The sequence below is a fragment of the Rhodococcus sp. F64268 genome, from assembly GCF_023015605.1.
Taxonomy (GTDB): domain Bacteria; phylum Actinomycetota; class Actinomycetes; order Mycobacteriales; family Mycobacteriaceae; genus Rhodococcus.
Map to the genome: position 1 here is coordinate 124,910 of NZ_JALKAI010000003.1, position 14,713 is coordinate 139,622.

General features: G+C 65.1%; 13 protein-coding genes and 3 tRNA genes. 4 read left to right on the plus strand and 12 right to left on the minus strand.

All coding sequences use genetic code 11. From position 1 onward, the window contains the following. Window positions 1-34: 34 nt before the first annotated feature. From MWU77_RS09075 to leuC, 3 genes are all read right to left on the minus strand, one after another. The gene (locus tag MWU77_RS09075; protein WP_247273499.1) at window positions 35-760 is read right to left on the minus strand and encodes an HU family DNA-binding protein; all 726 of its coding nucleotides are present in this window, start codon (window positions 758-760) and stop codon (window positions 35-37) included. Between the two features lie 169 nt (window positions 761-929). Then, window positions 930-1,526: a 3-isopropylmalate dehydratase small subunit gene (leuD, locus tag MWU77_RS09080; RefSeq protein ID WP_169686116.1), complete on the minus strand. Its 597-nt coding sequence runs from the start codon at window positions 1,524-1,526 to the stop codon at window positions 930-932. Between the two features lie 24 nt (window positions 1,527-1,550). Further along, window positions 1,551-2,969, minus strand: a complete 1,419-nt coding sequence (gene leuC / locus MWU77_RS09085; RefSeq protein WP_247273500.1) for a 3-isopropylmalate dehydratase large subunit — start codon at window positions 2,967-2,969, stop codon at window positions 1,551-1,553. 129 nt (window positions 2,970-3,098) lie between these two features. On the opposite strand from leuC, the gene MWU77_RS09090 reads away from it, so the two are divergent. From MWU77_RS09090 to MWU77_RS09100, 3 genes are all read left to right on the plus strand, one after another. Continuing rightward, entirely contained in the window at window positions 3,099-3,800 is a 702-nt protein-coding gene (locus MWU77_RS09090; protein ID WP_169686111.1) for an IclR family transcriptional regulator, read from the plus strand. Between the two features lie 75 nt (window positions 3,801-3,875). Beyond that, window positions 3,876-4,388 (plus strand): pyridoxamine 5'-phosphate oxidase family protein, encoded by a 513-nt coding sequence (locus MWU77_RS09095; RefSeq protein WP_169686109.1) that lies wholly within the window; start codon window positions 3,876-3,878, stop codon window positions 4,386-4,388. A 67-nt stretch (window positions 4,389-4,455) separates the two neighbouring features. Next, window positions 4,456-4,623, plus strand: coding sequence for a DUF5302 domain-containing protein (locus MWU77_RS09100; protein ID WP_169686107.1), 168 nt, complete (start codon window positions 4,456-4,458; stop codon window positions 4,621-4,623). 48 nt (window positions 4,624-4,671) lie between these two features. Here MWU77_RS09100 and MWU77_RS09105 read toward each other — a convergent pair. From MWU77_RS09105 to MWU77_RS09125, 5 genes are all read right to left on the minus strand, one after another. Continuing rightward, a tRNA-Glu gene (locus tag MWU77_RS09105) sits at window positions 4,672-4,744 on the minus strand. Between the two features lie 89 nt (window positions 4,745-4,833). Next, a tRNA-Glu gene (locus MWU77_RS09110) sits at window positions 4,834-4,909 on the minus strand. An 85-nt stretch (window positions 4,910-4,994) separates the two neighbouring features. Then, window positions 4,995-5,066 (minus strand) — tRNA-Gln (locus tag MWU77_RS09115). Between the two features lie 225 nt (window positions 5,067-5,291). Continuing rightward, window positions 5,292-6,764, minus strand: a complete 1,473-nt coding sequence (gltX, locus tag MWU77_RS09120) for a glutamate--tRNA ligase (RefSeq protein WP_169686105.1) — start codon at window positions 6,762-6,764, stop codon at window positions 5,292-5,294. A gap of 85 nt (window positions 6,765-6,849) precedes the next feature. Next, complete coding sequence (locus MWU77_RS09125) at window positions 6,850-7,626, minus strand: fumarylacetoacetate hydrolase family protein (RefSeq protein ID WP_169686103.1); 777 nt, start codon at window positions 7,624-7,626, stop codon at window positions 6,850-6,852. 110 nt (window positions 7,627-7,736) lie between these two features. On the opposite strand from MWU77_RS09125, the gene MWU77_RS09130 reads away from it, so the two are divergent. After that, the gene (locus MWU77_RS09130; protein ID WP_247273501.1) at window positions 7,737-8,912 is read left to right on the plus strand and encodes an MFS transporter; all 1,176 of its coding nucleotides are present in this window, start codon (window positions 7,737-7,739) and stop codon (window positions 8,910-8,912) included. Window positions 8,913-8,962: 50 nt separating this feature from the next. Here MWU77_RS09130 and MWU77_RS09135 read toward each other — a convergent pair whose 3' ends face one another. From MWU77_RS09135 to MWU77_RS09150, 4 genes are all read right to left on the minus strand, one after another. Beyond that, window positions 8,963-9,976, minus strand: coding sequence for a 3-isopropylmalate dehydrogenase (locus MWU77_RS09135; RefSeq protein ID WP_169686099.1), 1,014 nt, complete (start codon window positions 9,974-9,976; stop codon window positions 8,963-8,965). A gap of 79 nt (window positions 9,977-10,055) precedes the next feature. After that, the gene (gene serA, locus MWU77_RS09140) at window positions 10,056-11,648 is read right to left on the minus strand and encodes a phosphoglycerate dehydrogenase (protein ID WP_247273502.1); all 1,593 of its coding nucleotides are present in this window, start codon (window positions 11,646-11,648) and stop codon (window positions 10,056-10,058) included. 145 nt (window positions 11,649-11,793) lie between these two features. Next, window positions 11,794-12,747: a hypothetical protein gene (locus tag MWU77_RS09145; protein ID WP_247273503.1), complete on the minus strand. Its 954-nt coding sequence runs from the start codon at window positions 12,745-12,747 to the stop codon at window positions 11,794-11,796. Between the two features lie 86 nt (window positions 12,748-12,833). Next, entirely contained in the window at window positions 12,834-14,627 is a 1,794-nt protein-coding gene (locus MWU77_RS09150) for a SulP family inorganic anion transporter (protein WP_247273504.1), read from the minus strand. Window positions 14,628-14,713: the final 86 nt, after the last annotated feature.

Genomic DNA, 14,713 nt, shown 5'->3' on the forward strand with positions numbered 1-14,713 from the left:
CGCAGTGGACGGGCCGATCAGATACCGGACAGGCCTACTTCTTGCCTGCGGCCTTGCGCGCCGTGGTCTTCTTGGCCGGAGCCTTCTTCGCCGCGGTGGTCTTCTTCGCTGCCGCCGTGGTCTTCTTGGCCGGAGCCTTCTTCGCCGCGGTGGTCTTCTTCGCTGCCGCCGTGGTCTTGGCCGGAGCCTTCTTCGCCGCGGTGGTCTTCTTGGCTGCCGTGGTCTTCTTGGCTGCCGTGGTCTTGGCCGCGGTGGTCTTCTTCGCTGCCGTGGTCTTCTTGGCTGCCGTGGTCTTGGCCGCGGTGGTCTTCTTGGCCGCCGTGGTCTTGGCTGCGGTGGTCTTCTTGGCTGCGGTGGTCTTCTTGGCCGCCGTGGTCTTCTTGGCCGCCGTGGTCTTCTTCGCGGCCTTCTTCGCCGCGGCAGCCTTCTTCACTGCAGCAGCGGCACCACGCTTGACTGCCGGACCGCTCGCCGGAAGCTTCTGTGTCCCGGCAATGACCGCCTTGAACTGAGCACCCGGACGGAACGCCGGAACCGACGTCGGCTTGACCTTGACGGTCTCACCCGTCCGCGGGTTGCGAGCAACACGAGCCGCGCGACGACGCTGCTCGAAGACACCGAAACCGGTGATGGTGACGCTGTTGCCGGCATGTACGGCGCGAACGATCGCGTCGACGATGTGCTCGACAGCGTCCGTCGCGGTGCGCCTGTCCGAACCGAGCTTCTCGGTCAGAACATCGATCAATTCTGCCTTGTTCATTGATTTCCTCCGCATATCACGGTCCACCGTCAGACCGACTCGAGTCCACGGTAGCCCCGCAAACGGTCAAGAGTCTATGTGCCACGCCAATTCTCATGCAAATACACGGCAGGCCCGAGCCGAACAACGGTTCGGCTCGGGCCTGCCAGGCGGCGTCGAAAGCCTTCGATCAGGGCGCTGAGATGGTGCGCGGTTTCCAGGAAGGCCTTGCCTTCTCGTACTCGGAAATCGCCTCTACCTGGCGCAATGTCAGGCCGATGTCGTCAAGACCTTCCATCAGACGCCACCGGGTGTAGTCGTCAATGGTGAACGGCACCACGGTTGTTCCAGCGGTCACAGTCCTGTTCTCCAGACTCACCTCGAGTTCGAGACCCGGCTGCTGTTCGATGAGTTTCCAGAGCAATTCGACATCGTCCTGACTCACCTGAGCGGCGAGCAATCCGGCCTTTCCGGCGTTGCCGCGGAAGATATCGGCGAAACGCGACGAGATCACCACCCGGAACCCATAATCGGACAGGGCCCAGACGGCATGCTCTCGGGAGGATCCCGTTCCGAAATCCGGGCCTGCAACGAGAACACTTCCGCGGTCGAACGGTGGCGTGTTGAGGACGAACGCCGGATCGGTGCGCCATCCGGCGAACAGTCCGTCCTCGAATCCCGTGCGGGTGACCCGTTTCAGGTAGACGGCAGGGATGATCTGATCGGTGTCGACATTGGACCGGCGTAGCGGAACGCCGATGCCTTTTACGGTGGTGAAGGCTTTCATCGAATTCTCTCCTCGTCCCGTGCTCTAGTCCAGATCCGCCGGGGCGGACAGTGTGCCGCGAACGGCAGTGGCAGCCGCCACAGCCGGGGACACGAGGTGCGTTCGCCCACCCTTGCCCTGGCGGCCTTCGAAATTGCGGTTCGACGTGGATGCGGAGCGCTCGCCGGGCGCAAGCTGATCAGGGTTCATTCCCAAGCACATCGAGCAGCCGGCCTGACGCCATTCCGCGCCTGCCGCAACGAAGATCTCACCGAGACCTTCGGACTCGGCCTGAGCACGAACACGCATCGATCCGGGTACAACGAGCATCCGAACACCCTCAGCGACCTTGCGGCCCTTCAGAACGTCCGCAACTGCCCGCAAGTCTTCGATACGGCCGTTGGTGCACGATCCGACGAAGACTGTGTCGATCTTGATATCGCGCAAAGGCATCCCCGGCTCGAGGTCCATGTAGCGCACTGCCTTCTCGGCTGCCAGACGTTCGGTCTCGTCGGCGATCTCATCCGGAATCGGCACCGCTCCGCCGAGCGGAAGCCCCTGCCCCGGATTGGTTCCCCACGTCACGAACGGGGTCAATGCGCTGGCATCGATGTGGACCTCAGCGTCGAAAACGGCGTCCTCGTCCGTCTTCAGCTGTTCCCACTCGGCCACCGCAGCGTCCCACTCGGCACCTTGCGGTGCGTGCGGACGTCCCCGGAGGAATTCGTAGGTGATGTCGTCGGGTGCAATCATTCCTGCGCGGGCACCCGCCTCGATCGACATGTTGCAGATCGTCATCCGAGATTCCATCGACAGCTTGCGGATCGCCTCACCGCGATACTCGAGCACATAACCTTGTCCACCGCCGGTACCGATCTGAGCGATGATCGCGAGAATCAGGTCTTTACTCGTGACGCCCGGTGGCAGTTCGCCATCGACGTTGATCGCCATCGTCTTGAACGGGCGCAGCGACAAGGTCTGTGTCGCCAGAACGTGTTCGACCTCGCTGGTGCCGATACCCATCGCGATCGCGCCGAACGCACCGTGGGTGGCGGTGTGGCTGTCGCCGCACACCACCGTCATGCCGGGCTGGGTCAGTCCGAGTTGAGGTCCGACCACGTGGACGATGCCCTGCTCGAGGTCGCCCATGGGATGCAAGCGCACGCCGAACTCTTCACAGTTTCGGCGAAGCGTCTCGACCTGCGTGCGCGACACCGGATCAGCAATCGGCTTGTCGATGTCGATTGTCGGGACGTTGTGGTCTTCGGTCGCAATCGTCAGATCGAGACGACGCACGCCTCGTCCGGCCAGCCGCAGACCGTCGAACGCCTGCGGGCTCGTTACCTCGTGTACGAGATGCAGGTCGATGTAGATCAGGTCGGGTCTACGCGCCGATCCCTCTCCCTCACCGCGCACAACCACGTGCTGGTCCCACACCTTCTCTGCCAGAGTCTTTCCAGCCATCTTCTCCACCTGTCGTACGTGCCGTGCGCGAACCCGGATCTCAGGGCTGTCCGAGTCGCGCCTGGTGCCGTGTCCGTCTCGAATCGGATGCGCTATGCTTCCCACTATGCGAGACGGATGTATCGACCTATGAGACAGCATAGCGGGATCGGCGTGCTGGACAAAGCTATGGCGGTGCTCCATGCGGTAGCGGAGCAACCATGCAACCTCAACGAGCTGTGTGCGCGCACCGGTCTACCGCGCGCAACTGCCCACCGCCTCGCGGTCGGGCTCGAGGTACATCGCCTGCTCATGCGTGACGGCGACGGCCAATGGCGCCCGGGGCCCGGTCTGGCCGAACTGTCTGCGGGCGCGGGCGATACGCTCCTCGAAGCCGCCTCACTGGTCCTCCCCCGCCTTCGCGAGATCACGGGAGAGAGCGTGCAGCTGTACCGCCGGGACGGCACCCAGCGCATCTGCATCGCCGCGCTCGAACCTCCGACCGGCCTACGCGACAGTGTTCTCGTCGGCGCGCGTCTGCCCATGACGGCCGGATCCGGCGCCAAAGTTCTGCTCGCATGGGCCGATACGGCCACCCAGCGCACCCTCCTCCCCGATGCCGCATTCGGGGAACGCGTGCTCTCCGAAGTCCGTCGGCGAGGGTGGGCGCAGAGCGCAGCCGAACGCGAGCCAGGTGTAGCCTCCGTGGCTGCGCCGGTACGTGACAGCAATGGCACAGTCGTGGCAGCGATCTCGGTCTCCGGCCCGATCGACAGAATGGGCCGTCGGCCGGGGGCCCGCTGGGCCGCCGACCTGCTCGCCGCCGCAGACGCTCTGCACAAGCGCTTGTAATCCGCGGGTTTCACGTCGCCGCAACGCTGGACGCGTTGGTGGCACACCCCAGCGGGGTGTGCCACAGTTCTGCGCATGGGAACGAATCGCCGCGCAGAGATCACGATGACAGAACCGGAAATCAGCGACTTCCTACACCAGAGCCGCGTTGCCACACTGGCGTCGCTGGGACCGCACGGCGCACCACATCTGGTGGCCATGTGGTACGCCGTGCGTAACGGCGAGATCTGGTTCGAGACGAAGGCGAAATCGCAGAAGGTCGTCAACCTTCGCCGCGACCATCGCATCACGGCACTCGTCGAGGCCGGCGATACGTACGACCAATTGCGCGGCGTCTCGATCGAAGGCCGTGCCGAGATCGTCGACGATCGCGACATCCTGTTCGACGTCTGCAAGGACGTGTGGGAACGCTACACCGGCCCGTACACCGATGCCATGCGCCAAGCCGTCGAACAGATGATGCACAAGAGGGTGGCGGTGCGGGTGGTACCGCAACGCGTTCGGTCCTGGGACCACCGCAAGCTCGGAATGCCCGCGGTTCCTCTCGGCGGCACGACAGCCGCGTATCTTCCTCGCGCCGGTCGCTGACTGCAATATTCACGCGACAAGTCCGCTCCCGTCGCGCTACATTCGCCATCAGGAGGGAGGTAGGACAATGACCGACCCGGCAAAAGAACGCATCAGGGCAGAGTTCCTCGCAGCACTCGAACGCAAGAAGCAGAACAAGAACGGCGGCACCGCACACCTCGACGCGACGTCGAAGGCGCACGGGCCGCACGCGAACGCCGATCATCATCGGCAGTTCCGGCGCAAGAGCGGGTGATGGAAACGAAAGAAGACCCTCCGGAGATCCGGAGGGTCTTCTTCGTTGTAGCCCCGATGGGATTCGAACCCACGCTACCGCCGTGAGAGGGCGGCGTCCTAGGCCGCTAGACGACGGGGCCGAGAACTTACCCGGACTCGATCGACCGTGTCCGGCGATCGAACCCTACAGAAGAAGAATCCCTCCGACCCGGAGGTCGGAGGAGATCCATGGTAGCCCCGATGGGATTCGAACCCACGCTACCGCCGTGAGAGGGCGGCGTCCTAGGCCGCTAGACGACGGGGCCAGGATCTTCTTCTGTTTGCGCTCCCCGGAGGAAGCTCAGCCAGCATAAACCGGCAGAGATACGATAGCAAATCACCGTATCGCAGCTGGGGTACCAGGACTCGAACCTAGAATGGCTGAACCAGAATCAGCTGTGTTGCCAATTACACCATACCCCAATGGTCTGTTCCTTCGGCCTGCGCTGTTCGCGCTCCGGCCTCCGTTCCGAACCGAGAAGAAGATTAACACCAAGGGGGTACGGAACCACAAATCGCCTGTTCAGAGCCATAAGTTTGCTCGCCTTCCCCGAACGGGTCCATCCCCCAGGAAGACCCGAAGGGCAACCGCCCGTACCGGCGATTGCCCTTCTCCTGAGGGTCGGTCCGATCCGACCTCAGCATCGGTCAGACGATCGTGGCGCGGGCCGCCCGCAGACGCGCGAGCGACCGCTCGCGGCCGAGCAGTTCCATCGACTCGTAGAGCGGCGGGCTCACATGCGAGCCCGTCACGGCAACGCGAACAGGCGCGAACGCCTTCCGCGGCTTGAGGCCGAGATCGTCGATCAGTTTCGTCTTGAGCGCACCCTCGAGTTCGGGGGTGGTCCATGCGTCGAGGCCCTCGACGGCCGCAATCGTCGCGTCGAGCACCGCCGCGGCATCGTCTTTGAGGTTCTTCGCCGCGGATGATTCGTCCAGTTCGAAGTCCGCCTCGTCGACGAACAGGAACTTCAACAGGCCCCACGCATCGCTGAGGACGACGATGCGGGTCTGGACGAGGTCTGCGGCCACTGCGAAGAGTCTGTCGTCGACGTCTGCGGTGATGTGCCCGTGCTCGACAAGGAATGCCTTCAGGCGGGTCGCGAAGTCGGCGGGCGCAAGCAACCGGATGTGCTCGGCATTGATCGCATCTGCCTTCTTCTGGTCGAAACGGGCCGGATTCGAGTTGACCTTGGAGATGTCGAACGCTGCGACCATTTCTTCGAGCGAGAACACGTCACGGTCGTCGGCGAGCCCCCAGCCGAGGAGTGCGAGGTAGTTGAGCAGGCCCTCGGGAATGAATCCGCGGTCCCGGTGAAGGAAGAGGTTCGACTCCGGGTCGCGCTTGGACAGCTTCTTGTTGCCCTGGCCCATCACGAACGGCAGATGCCCGAACTCAGGCGTGAAATCAGCCACACCGATGCGCTGCAGTGCTGCGTACAGCGCGAGCTGACGAGGCGTCGAGGAGAGCAGATCCTCGCCCCGCAGCACATGTGTGATCTTCATCAGAGCGTCGTCGACCGGGTTCACGAGCGTGTACAGCGGGATCCCGTTGCCTCGGGTGAGTGCGAAATCGGGCACGGTACCCGCTTTGAACGTTGTCTCACCGCGCACGAGGTCGTTCCAGGTCAGATCCTCGGCGGGCATCCGGAGCCGCACGACCGGCTTGCGCCCCTCGTCGAGGTAGGCCTGCCTCTGTTCGGCGGTCAGGTCACGGTCGAAATTGTCGTATCCCAGCTTGGGATCGCGGCCCGCCGCCTTGTGCCGCGCTTCGACCTCCTCGGGCGTCGAGAACGACTCGTAGGCCTCACCGGCCGCGAGGAGCTTCGCGACGACGTCGAGATGCAGATCCCGTCGCTGCGACTGCCGGTAGGGCTCGTAGGGGCCACCCACCTCCGGACCCTCGTCCCATTCGAGACCGAGCCAACGCAATGCGTCGAGGATTGCCTGGTACGACTCCTCACTGTCCCGGGCGGCGTCGGTGTCTTCGATACGAAAGACGAACGTGCCGCCGTGGTGCCGCGCGAATGCCCAGTTGAACAAGGCGGTGCGCACAAGGCCGACATGCGGGGTGCCGGTCGGGGACGGACAGAAACGGACGCGAACTTCGCTGGTGGTCATCGGCTCACTCGGGTCGAGGGACGGAAATTCAAAGACCCTCCCAGGCTAGCCCTCGACCGCGCCGCGGGAACGGCGGACCGACAGCTCAGGCGCCCTTGCCGACCACGGGGTTGGTGAGCGTTCCGATCTTCTCGACCGTGACCGAGACGGTGTCGCCGGCCTCGATCGGCCCGACGCCCTCCGGCGTACCCGTGAGGATCACGTCGCCCGGCAGCAAGGTCATGATCGCCGATACCCATTCCACGAGTGCGGGAATATCGTGCACCATCATCGAAGTCCGGCTGCGTTGACGAGGCTGTCCGTTGACCTCGGCAGAGATCTCGAGATCCGAGGCGTCGAGATCGGTTTCGATCCAGGGCCCGAGGGGGCAGAACGTGTCGTGCCCCTTGGCGCGGCCCCATTGACCGTCCTTCGCCTGATGGTCACGGGCGGACACGTCGTTGGCGACCGTATAGCCGAGGATCGCCTCGCGGGCCTTCGCCGCGGTGACGTCCTTGCACGGGCGACCGATCACCACCGCCAGCTCGGCCTCGTGGTGCACGAGCGACGTGTTCCGCGGAATCACGATGGGCGCCCCCGGTCCGATGATGGAGGTGTTGGGCTTGAGGAAGATCACAGGTTCCTCGGGGACATCGTTGCCCATCTCCTCCGCGTGGGCCGCGTAGTTGCGCCCGACCGCAATGACCTTGCTCGCCAGGATCGGTGCGAGTAATCGCACATCCGCAAGCGGCCAGCTCCGGCCGGTGAACGTGGGCGTACCGAACGGGTGCTCGGCGATCTCTTTCGCGATCGCAGAGTCTCCCTCGCCTTCGATGCTGACGAAGGCGACACCGTCCGGACTGGCAATTCGACCAAGGCGCATGCCGGGAGTCTATCGGTCGCCCGACCCTTGGATCGACGCGCGGCCCCCGCAGGTATAGAGTTCTCCCAGGTTTCAAATAACGGGATTTTTATCTCAGATAGTGAGAAACAATGAGTGTCCTCACCATCGGGAACCGACGATGGCTGATCCTGGCGCTGGGCGTCTTCGCCCAGACCGCCCAGGCGACAGTGGTCAACGGTGCCGCATTCCTCATCCCCACCTGGCACGACGACGCCGGATACACCCTCGCTCAGTCGGGAACCCTTGCTGCCGCACCACTGTTCGGCGGAATGTTCACCCTCGTCGCGTGGGGTGCCCTCGCCGATCGCTTCGGCGAACGCCTCGCCCTGTCCACAGGCATGGCGATCACGGCCACCGCAGTCACCGCTGCGACGTTCACCACGTCACCGGCCGCCCTCGGAGTTCTTCTCGCGTGTGCCGGCGCGGGCGCAGTGAGTGCCAACGCTGCGAGCGGTCGCGTCGTGGTCGGCTGGTTTCCGATACATCAGCGCGGGCTCGCAATGGGTATCCGTCAGATGTCGGTGCCGCTCGGCGTCGCCGCCTCCGCACTCGTCATTCCGCAACTGGCACGCGATCACGGGACCGCCTGGGCACTGGCCTTTCCCGCGATCGTATGCGGCGTCGCCGCCGTGGCGTGCGCAGTCGGGATCGTCGACCCGCCTCGTCCCGACCGGGCCGAGGCAGCGCGCACCGGAGCGTTGACGAACCCGTACCGGACCGGCGCTGAGCTGACCCGTATCCATGTCGCATCGATCCTGCTCGTGATTCCCCAATACGTCGTGTGGACATACGCGTTGGTCTGGCTGATCGCCGACCGCGGATGGGACGAGACCGGCGCCGGGCTGGTCATCACCGCGGCACAGATTCTCGGGGCGCTCGCGCGAGTCGTGGTGGGCGCGTGGTCGGACCGTGTCGGCAGCAGACTGGGCCCGCTGCGGATCGTGTCGGCGATCACCGCGGTGTCGATGCTGGCACTCGCAGCAACCTCACTCGCAGACTCCCCCGCAGCTGTTGCGGTGCTGCTCCTCGCCTCGGTCGCATCGTCGAGTCCGAACGGCCTCGCGTTCACGGCGGTCGCCGAAATAGCGGGACCTTATTGGGGTGGACGGGCACTCGGCGTCCAGAACACCGGTCAGTTCGTCTTCGCCGCCGCCGTGGGTCCGGTATTCGGTGCGCTCATCGCGACGGTCGGCTTTCCGTTGGCATTCACTCTGTCGGCGATCGCACCCGCGGCCGCGATTCCGGTGGTGCCGAAGCGGGACTGAGGTCGTGCGTGGTTCCGATGGCAGCTGCCATCGGAACCACGCACCGTCGCTCAGAGTGCGGCGGTGATACGGTCGCCGATCTCGGTGGTCACGACCGGCGAATCACCGCGTGAGGCCAGATCTGCCTCGACCGCGGACTCGACACGCGCGGCATCTTCGTCACGTCCCAGGTGACGCAGCAGCAGCGCCGTGGACAGGATCGCGGCCGTCGGATCGGCGATGCCCTTGCCGGCGATGTCCGGCGCCGAGCCGTGGACCGGCTCGAACATCGACGGGTTCGTTCCCGACGCATCGATGTTGGCGCTCGCAGCCAGGCCGATACCGCCGGTGACCGCACCCGCGAGATCGGTGATGATGTCGCCGAACAGGTTGTCGGTGACGATGACATCGAAACGCGACGGGTCGTCGACCATGTAGATGGTCGCCGCGTCGATGTGGCAGTACGCGGTCTCCACCTCCGGGAACTCCTTGCCGACCGTCTCGACCGCGCGGGTCCAGATCGCGCCGGCGTTGGACAGCACATTCGTCTTGTGGATCAGCGTGAGGTGCTTGCGGCGGGTCTGCGCCAGCTCGAACGCATAACGCACGACGCGCTCAGCACCGAACCAGGTGTTCACCGACACCTCGGTGGCGATCTCGTGCGGGGTCCCGACGCGGATCGCACCGCCGTTGCCGGTATACGGCCCCTCGGTGCCTTCTCGCACCACGACGAAGTCGATGTCCGGATTTGCCGCGAGCGGAGACTTCGAACCCGGGTACAGCCGCGACGGACGCAGGTTCACGTGGTGGTCGAGCGCGAACCGCATGTTCAGCAGCAGGCCCCGCTCGAGGATACCGGGGCCGACGAGCCGCGGGTCGCCGATCGCACCGAGCAGGATCGCATCGTGCTCGCGGATCGCCGCGAGATCGGCCTCGGGCAGAAGCTCACCGGTCTCGTTGTACCGGCGCGCACCGAGATCGTACTCGGTGGTCTCGAGGTCCGGAACAAGCTTGTTCAGGACCTTCAGCGCCTCGGCCGTGACCTCGACACCAATGCCGTCACCGGGGATGACCGCAAGTTTCATTTTATGTGCTCTCTTCCTGTGCGACAGTGGCCGCGACCGTCCGGGACGGTCGCGGCCACTGAACGGTGCAAAGCGATGATCAGGACAGGTCGACCTGCGCCACGCGCGCGTCGAGCTGTTCGACGATCTGCGCGACCTCTGTCTCCGGGACGAGCTGCGCGACGCGCAGGATGACAGTTGCGCCGGGGCCTTCGGCGTCCTGGCTCAGTGCTGCAGCCTGGATATCGATGCCGGCGTTACCCAGCACGGTACCGAGGGTGCCGAGAACGCCCGGCCGGTCCTGGTAGTGGACGATGAAGTTGTGCCCTTCGGCACGCAGATCGAAGCTGCGGCCGTTGATGTTCACGATCTTCTCGACCTGCTGGAGTCCGGTGAGGGCGCCCGCGACGGTGGTGACGCCACCGTCGGCGGCCACAGCGCGTACCTCGACCGAACTGCGGTGGGTCTGGGCCTCGCTGACGCTCTCGACCTCGATGCTGACGCCGCGCTGCTCGGCGAGCTGCGGAGCGTTGACGAAGGTGACCGGCTCGTCGCTGCTGGCCGAGAAGAGGCCCCGCAGCGCCGCGAGACCGAGGATCTCGACATTCTCCACCGACAGCTCGCCGCTCGCGATGACCTGCACGTTCTGGACGGCTTCCGGCGACAGGGTGCCTGCGAGCAGACCGAGCTTGCGGACGAGTTCGAGCCACGGTGCAACCTCTTCGCCGACCGGGCCACCGGAGACGTTGACCGCGTCGGGAACGAACTCGCCGGCGAGCGCAAGGAGCACACTCTTCGCAACGTCGGTGCCTGCGCGGTCCTGCGCTTCTGCGGTCGAGGCACCCAGGTGCGGGGTCACGACGACGTTGTCGAGGTCGAACAGCTTCGAATCGGTGCACGGCTCGGTGTTGAACACGTCGAGACCGGCGGCACGAACCTTGCCCGACACGAGCGCGTCGTACAGTGCGTCCTCGTCGATGAGCCCACCGCGCGCAGCGTTGACGATGATCACGCCGTTCTTCGCCGTGGCGAGACGCTCCGCGTTGATCAGACCCGCGGTTTCTTTCGTCTTCGGCAGGTGAACCGAGATGAAGTCGGCGCGCGAGACGAGCTCGTCGATGTCGACGAGTTCGATGCCGAGTTGTGCGGCGCGAGCGGCAGGCAGGTAGGGGTCGTACGCGATGACGTGGGTCTCGAACGCGGCGAGACGTTGTGCAAACAGCTGACCGATCCGGCCGAGGCCGACGACACCGACCGTCTTGCCGAGGATCTCGGTGCCGTTGAAGCTCGAGCGCTTCCAGGTGCGCTCACGCAGCGTGCGGTCGGCGGCGGGCACCTGGCGTGCTGCAGACATCAGCAGTGCGACGGCGTGCTCGGCGGCGGAGTGGATGTTCGAAGTGGGAGCGTTGACCACCATCACGCCTCGCTCGGTGGCGGCGGCGATGTCGACGTTGTCGAGACCCACACCGGCGCGGCCGACGATCTTCAGCTTCGGAGCTGCGGCGAGGACTTCGGCGTCGACGGTCGTGGCCGACCGCACCAGCAATGCGTCCGCGTCGGGCACCGCAGCCAACAGGGCCGGGCGGTCCGGGCCGTCCACCCAGCGCACCTCGACTCCGTCACCGAGGGCATCGACGGTCGATTGCGCAAGCTTGTCGGCGATCAGGACAACTGGACGGCCATTCTGGCTCACGTGCAAACTCCCTGTGTCGTGTAGATGGTGAACAGTCGACGGCGCGGGCACCTGACGGTAGGCGTGTTCAAGCCGTGACGGCCCATAGTTTAGTGCCCCTGCGGTCCCAGTGGGCCCACGGGGATGCCGCAGTACTCGCCGGTACTCATTGGAACGACACGAACACCGGTTTCGGCTCGACGGTCATGGTCTGCTCGGGTGTGAATGTGGGCACATCCTCGTCGTAGAAGTTCTTCCACGCCATGTGGATCTGTGGCGGGAGCCCTTGTTGCAGCGCACCCCACGTATCCATTTTCTGAGCGGGCGAGCCGTGTCCGTCTGCGTGCAGAACCACCGAAACCTCCGGCCTGCCTGCGTCGACGAGTTCGCGCGTGGTGATCATCGAACTACGGAACTGATGCAGAACGAGCATCTTCTGAGGCAGATCGTGCCGCTGCACGAGGTCGGCGAGGTATGCCACCACTTCGTTGATCTCGGACGAATCGACCGAACCGATCTGCACCATGTGCTGCTGCCCCGGCGCAAGCCGCCATTCCGGGTCGAGTGCGAGACCGACGTTCGGTCGCGCGAGAAACTCTTCGTAGATCCGGGCCTGCTCGAGGAAGTGTGTATGGCCGGGCTGCAGATCCAGTACGACGTAGATGCCCGCCGCTTCCGCTTCGTCGATGATCGGGCGAAGCTGCTCGGGTGGGGTGACGCGCGAAAAACGCCCGTCGGTACCGGGATCGGCGGACGCGACCGTCGCGATGATCTCGAAGGCAGGCAACACCGGCTCGGCCGAATACTGTTGGTATTGCGCCGCGAGGTCGCGCACCCGTGTGATCGCACCCGCGGTGTCCTGCTCCCCGAACGCGCCGAGCGCCGGCCCGCTAGGATGACCGTAGAGCGCGACGAATCGCCTGTCGGGGAACAGATTTCGTCCACCCCCGAACAACTCCGATTGCGCCGGAGGGACGAGGTCGCCGATCTCGGGGACCTCGATTCCAGGTATGACGATATCGGGTCCCGCGGGCGCAGCATGTGCCGTGACCACTGTGCCGCTTGCGCACAACACTGCAAGGATCGCTGCTCCCGCGACAGTTCTCGAAGTTCGTCCCATGGCGATACCGTAGGGTCGCGTGCGCCTGGAACAGCGTCGCCACACCAACAACATCGGTCACAATCCGGACACCGATGATCCATGGGTCACTCCTGGCCGTCACCGGATTCGGCGCTGCCGTCCCCCCATACAGCACTACCGTCGACAACATCGCGGGGCGGTGCGTCGACTTCAGTGCGACCGATACCCTCGTCATCGCGGTGACGAAACGCGATGACTCCGGCCCGGACCGTCGGGTGGAACCGGTCGTCGCCGAAGCGGCCGCCGGTGGCCATTCTCCGCAGTCGATCCTTGACCGGTCCCTTCATCGCCGCGAAATCGAGTCGGACCCCTTTGCGCCGGAGATCCTCGTCGAGTTCCTCGAGGGCCTCCACTGCGGTGGTATCGAGATCGGTGATGGGTTCGGCTGCGAGAATGACCCACTTCACGGGATGTTCGGCGCGGGAAACCCGCTCGCGCACGTATCGCGTGAGAATCGCCCCGTTGGCAAAGAACAGCGGCGCATCGAAACGGACCAGCACCAGCCCTTCGATCCGATGGCCCTCGGGGTGGCGATCGATGTCGTGATATCCCGCGACGTCGCGCAGTTCCACGAGTTCGGTGCGGTGGGGCTGCCAAGCCCGCACGACGACGACGATCAACGACAGGCCGATTGCGACGAGGACGCCCTGCAGGACTCCGGCGAATGCGACGCCGGCGAACGCCGCGATCGACAATCCGAATTCGACCTTGCTGACCTTCCACAGATGCCGGACGGCCCTCACGTCGACCAGAGCGCTCGCCGCCACGATCACCACTGCACCGAGCGCGGCCTGCGGAAGGTACGCCGTCAATCCGGGCGCCATCAGAAGAAACGCCAGAACCGTGAGCGCTCCTACCGCACCCACGAGTTGTGTGCGGCCCCCGGCATGCTCGACGACCGGCGTTCGGCTGCCACTCCCGCACACGGGGAAGCCGCCCGTGAGGCCCGCCGCGACGTTGACCGCGCCGAGGGCACGCATCTCCGAACTTCCGTCGACGTCGTCACCGTGCCGCAACGCGAACGTCCGGGACAGGACCGCCGTGTCGGCGTACGCGATGAGCGCGATGGCCACGGCCGGACCGAGCAGTTCGGCCACATCGTTCCATCCGACGCCGCCGAGCGCCGGCGCGGGGAAGCCCGCGGGTAGTTCGCCCACCATCGCCATCCGGTCTGTCAGGGAGAACACCGCGGTGACCAGTCCGGCCCCGACGACGGCGATGAGGACGCCCGGGATCACCGGAACGAATCTGCGCACCACGACGATCGTGAGGATGCAGGCCAGGCCCATCGACAGCGCGTACCACTGTGGGCCGTCCTCGATCACGTCGTCGACGACATCCGCGAACTCGGGTAACACACCGGATTCGTCGTCTTCTGCGCCGAGAAGCAACGGAAGTTGGGCCACGATGACGATGACCGCGATCGCATTGAGAAAACCGATGCGGATCGGATTGGACAGCAGTTCGGTGACGAACCCGAAACGCAGGATACCCGCGAGCAGGAGTATCAGGCCGACAAGAATCGCCAGGACGCCGGCAAGGGCGATCGCACGTTGCGGATCGCCGCCGGACGCGAGCGGGATCACGGCGGCTGCAATCAATGGGGCGAGCGCGGAATCCGGTCCGAGAACGAGAATTCGGGACGGCCCCACGAGCGCGTACACGAGCATCGGCACGATCGTCGCGTACAGGCCGGTGTAGGGAGGCAGGCCTGCAGCTTGCGCGTATCCCATCCCGGCAGGTACCAGGAGTGCGCTCAGAACCAGTCCGGCGGTGATGTCGCTGCGCAACCACCGACGCTGGTAGGTGCGTGCCACGGCTACGCCAGGGAGCCGGCCGGGAGCGGTCCAGAACGACATCAATTCAGTATCTCTTCCGCGCGGTATGCGCGAGTGCGGTACCGGATCGGCAGCCCTGCAGAAACGCAGCGGCCCGGTGCACCGTG

Coding starts and splice junctions, on each gene's coding strand:
- MWU77_RS09100 (WP_169686107.1), top strand. CDS start 4,456: ATGACCGACCCGGCAAAAGAACGCATCAGGGCAGAGTTCCTCGCAGCA.
- MWU77_RS09075 (WP_247273499.1), bottom strand. CDS start 760: ATGAACAAGGCAGAATTGATCGATGTTCTGACCGAGAAGCTCGGTTCG.
- MWU77_RS09095 (WP_169686109.1), top strand. CDS start 3,876: ATGGGAACGAATCGCCGCGCAGAGATCACGATGACAGAACCGGAAATC.
- MWU77_RS09150 (WP_247273504.1), bottom strand. CDS start 14,627: ATGTCGTTCTGGACCGCTCCCGGCCGGCTCCCTGGCGTAGCCGTGGCA.
- leuD (WP_169686116.1), bottom strand. CDS start 1,526: ATGAAAGCCTTCACCACCGTAAAAGGCATCGGCGTTCCGCTACGCCGG.
- leuC (WP_247273500.1), bottom strand. CDS start 2,969: ATGGCTGGAAAGACTCTGGCAGAGAAGGTGTGGGACCAGCACGTGGTT.
- gltX (WP_169686105.1), bottom strand. CDS start 6,764: ATGACCACCAGCGAAGTTCGCGTCCGTTTCTGTCCGTCCCCGACCGGC.
- MWU77_RS09090 (WP_169686111.1), top strand. CDS start 3,099: ATGAGACAGCATAGCGGGATCGGCGTGCTGGACAAAGCTATGGCGGTG.
- MWU77_RS09135 (WP_169686099.1), bottom strand. CDS start 9,976: ATGAAACTTGCGGTCATCCCCGGTGACGGCATTGGTGTCGAGGTCACG.
- MWU77_RS09145 (WP_247273503.1), bottom strand. CDS start 12,747: ATGGGACGAACTTCGAGAACTGTCGCGGGAGCAGCGATCCTTGCAGTG.
- MWU77_RS09130 (WP_247273501.1), top strand. CDS start 7,737: ATGAGTGTCCTCACCATCGGGAACCGACGATGGCTGATCCTGGCGCTG.
- MWU77_RS09125 (WP_169686103.1), bottom strand. CDS start 7,626: ATGCGCCTTGGTCGAATTGCCAGTCCGGACGGTGTCGCCTTCGTCAGC.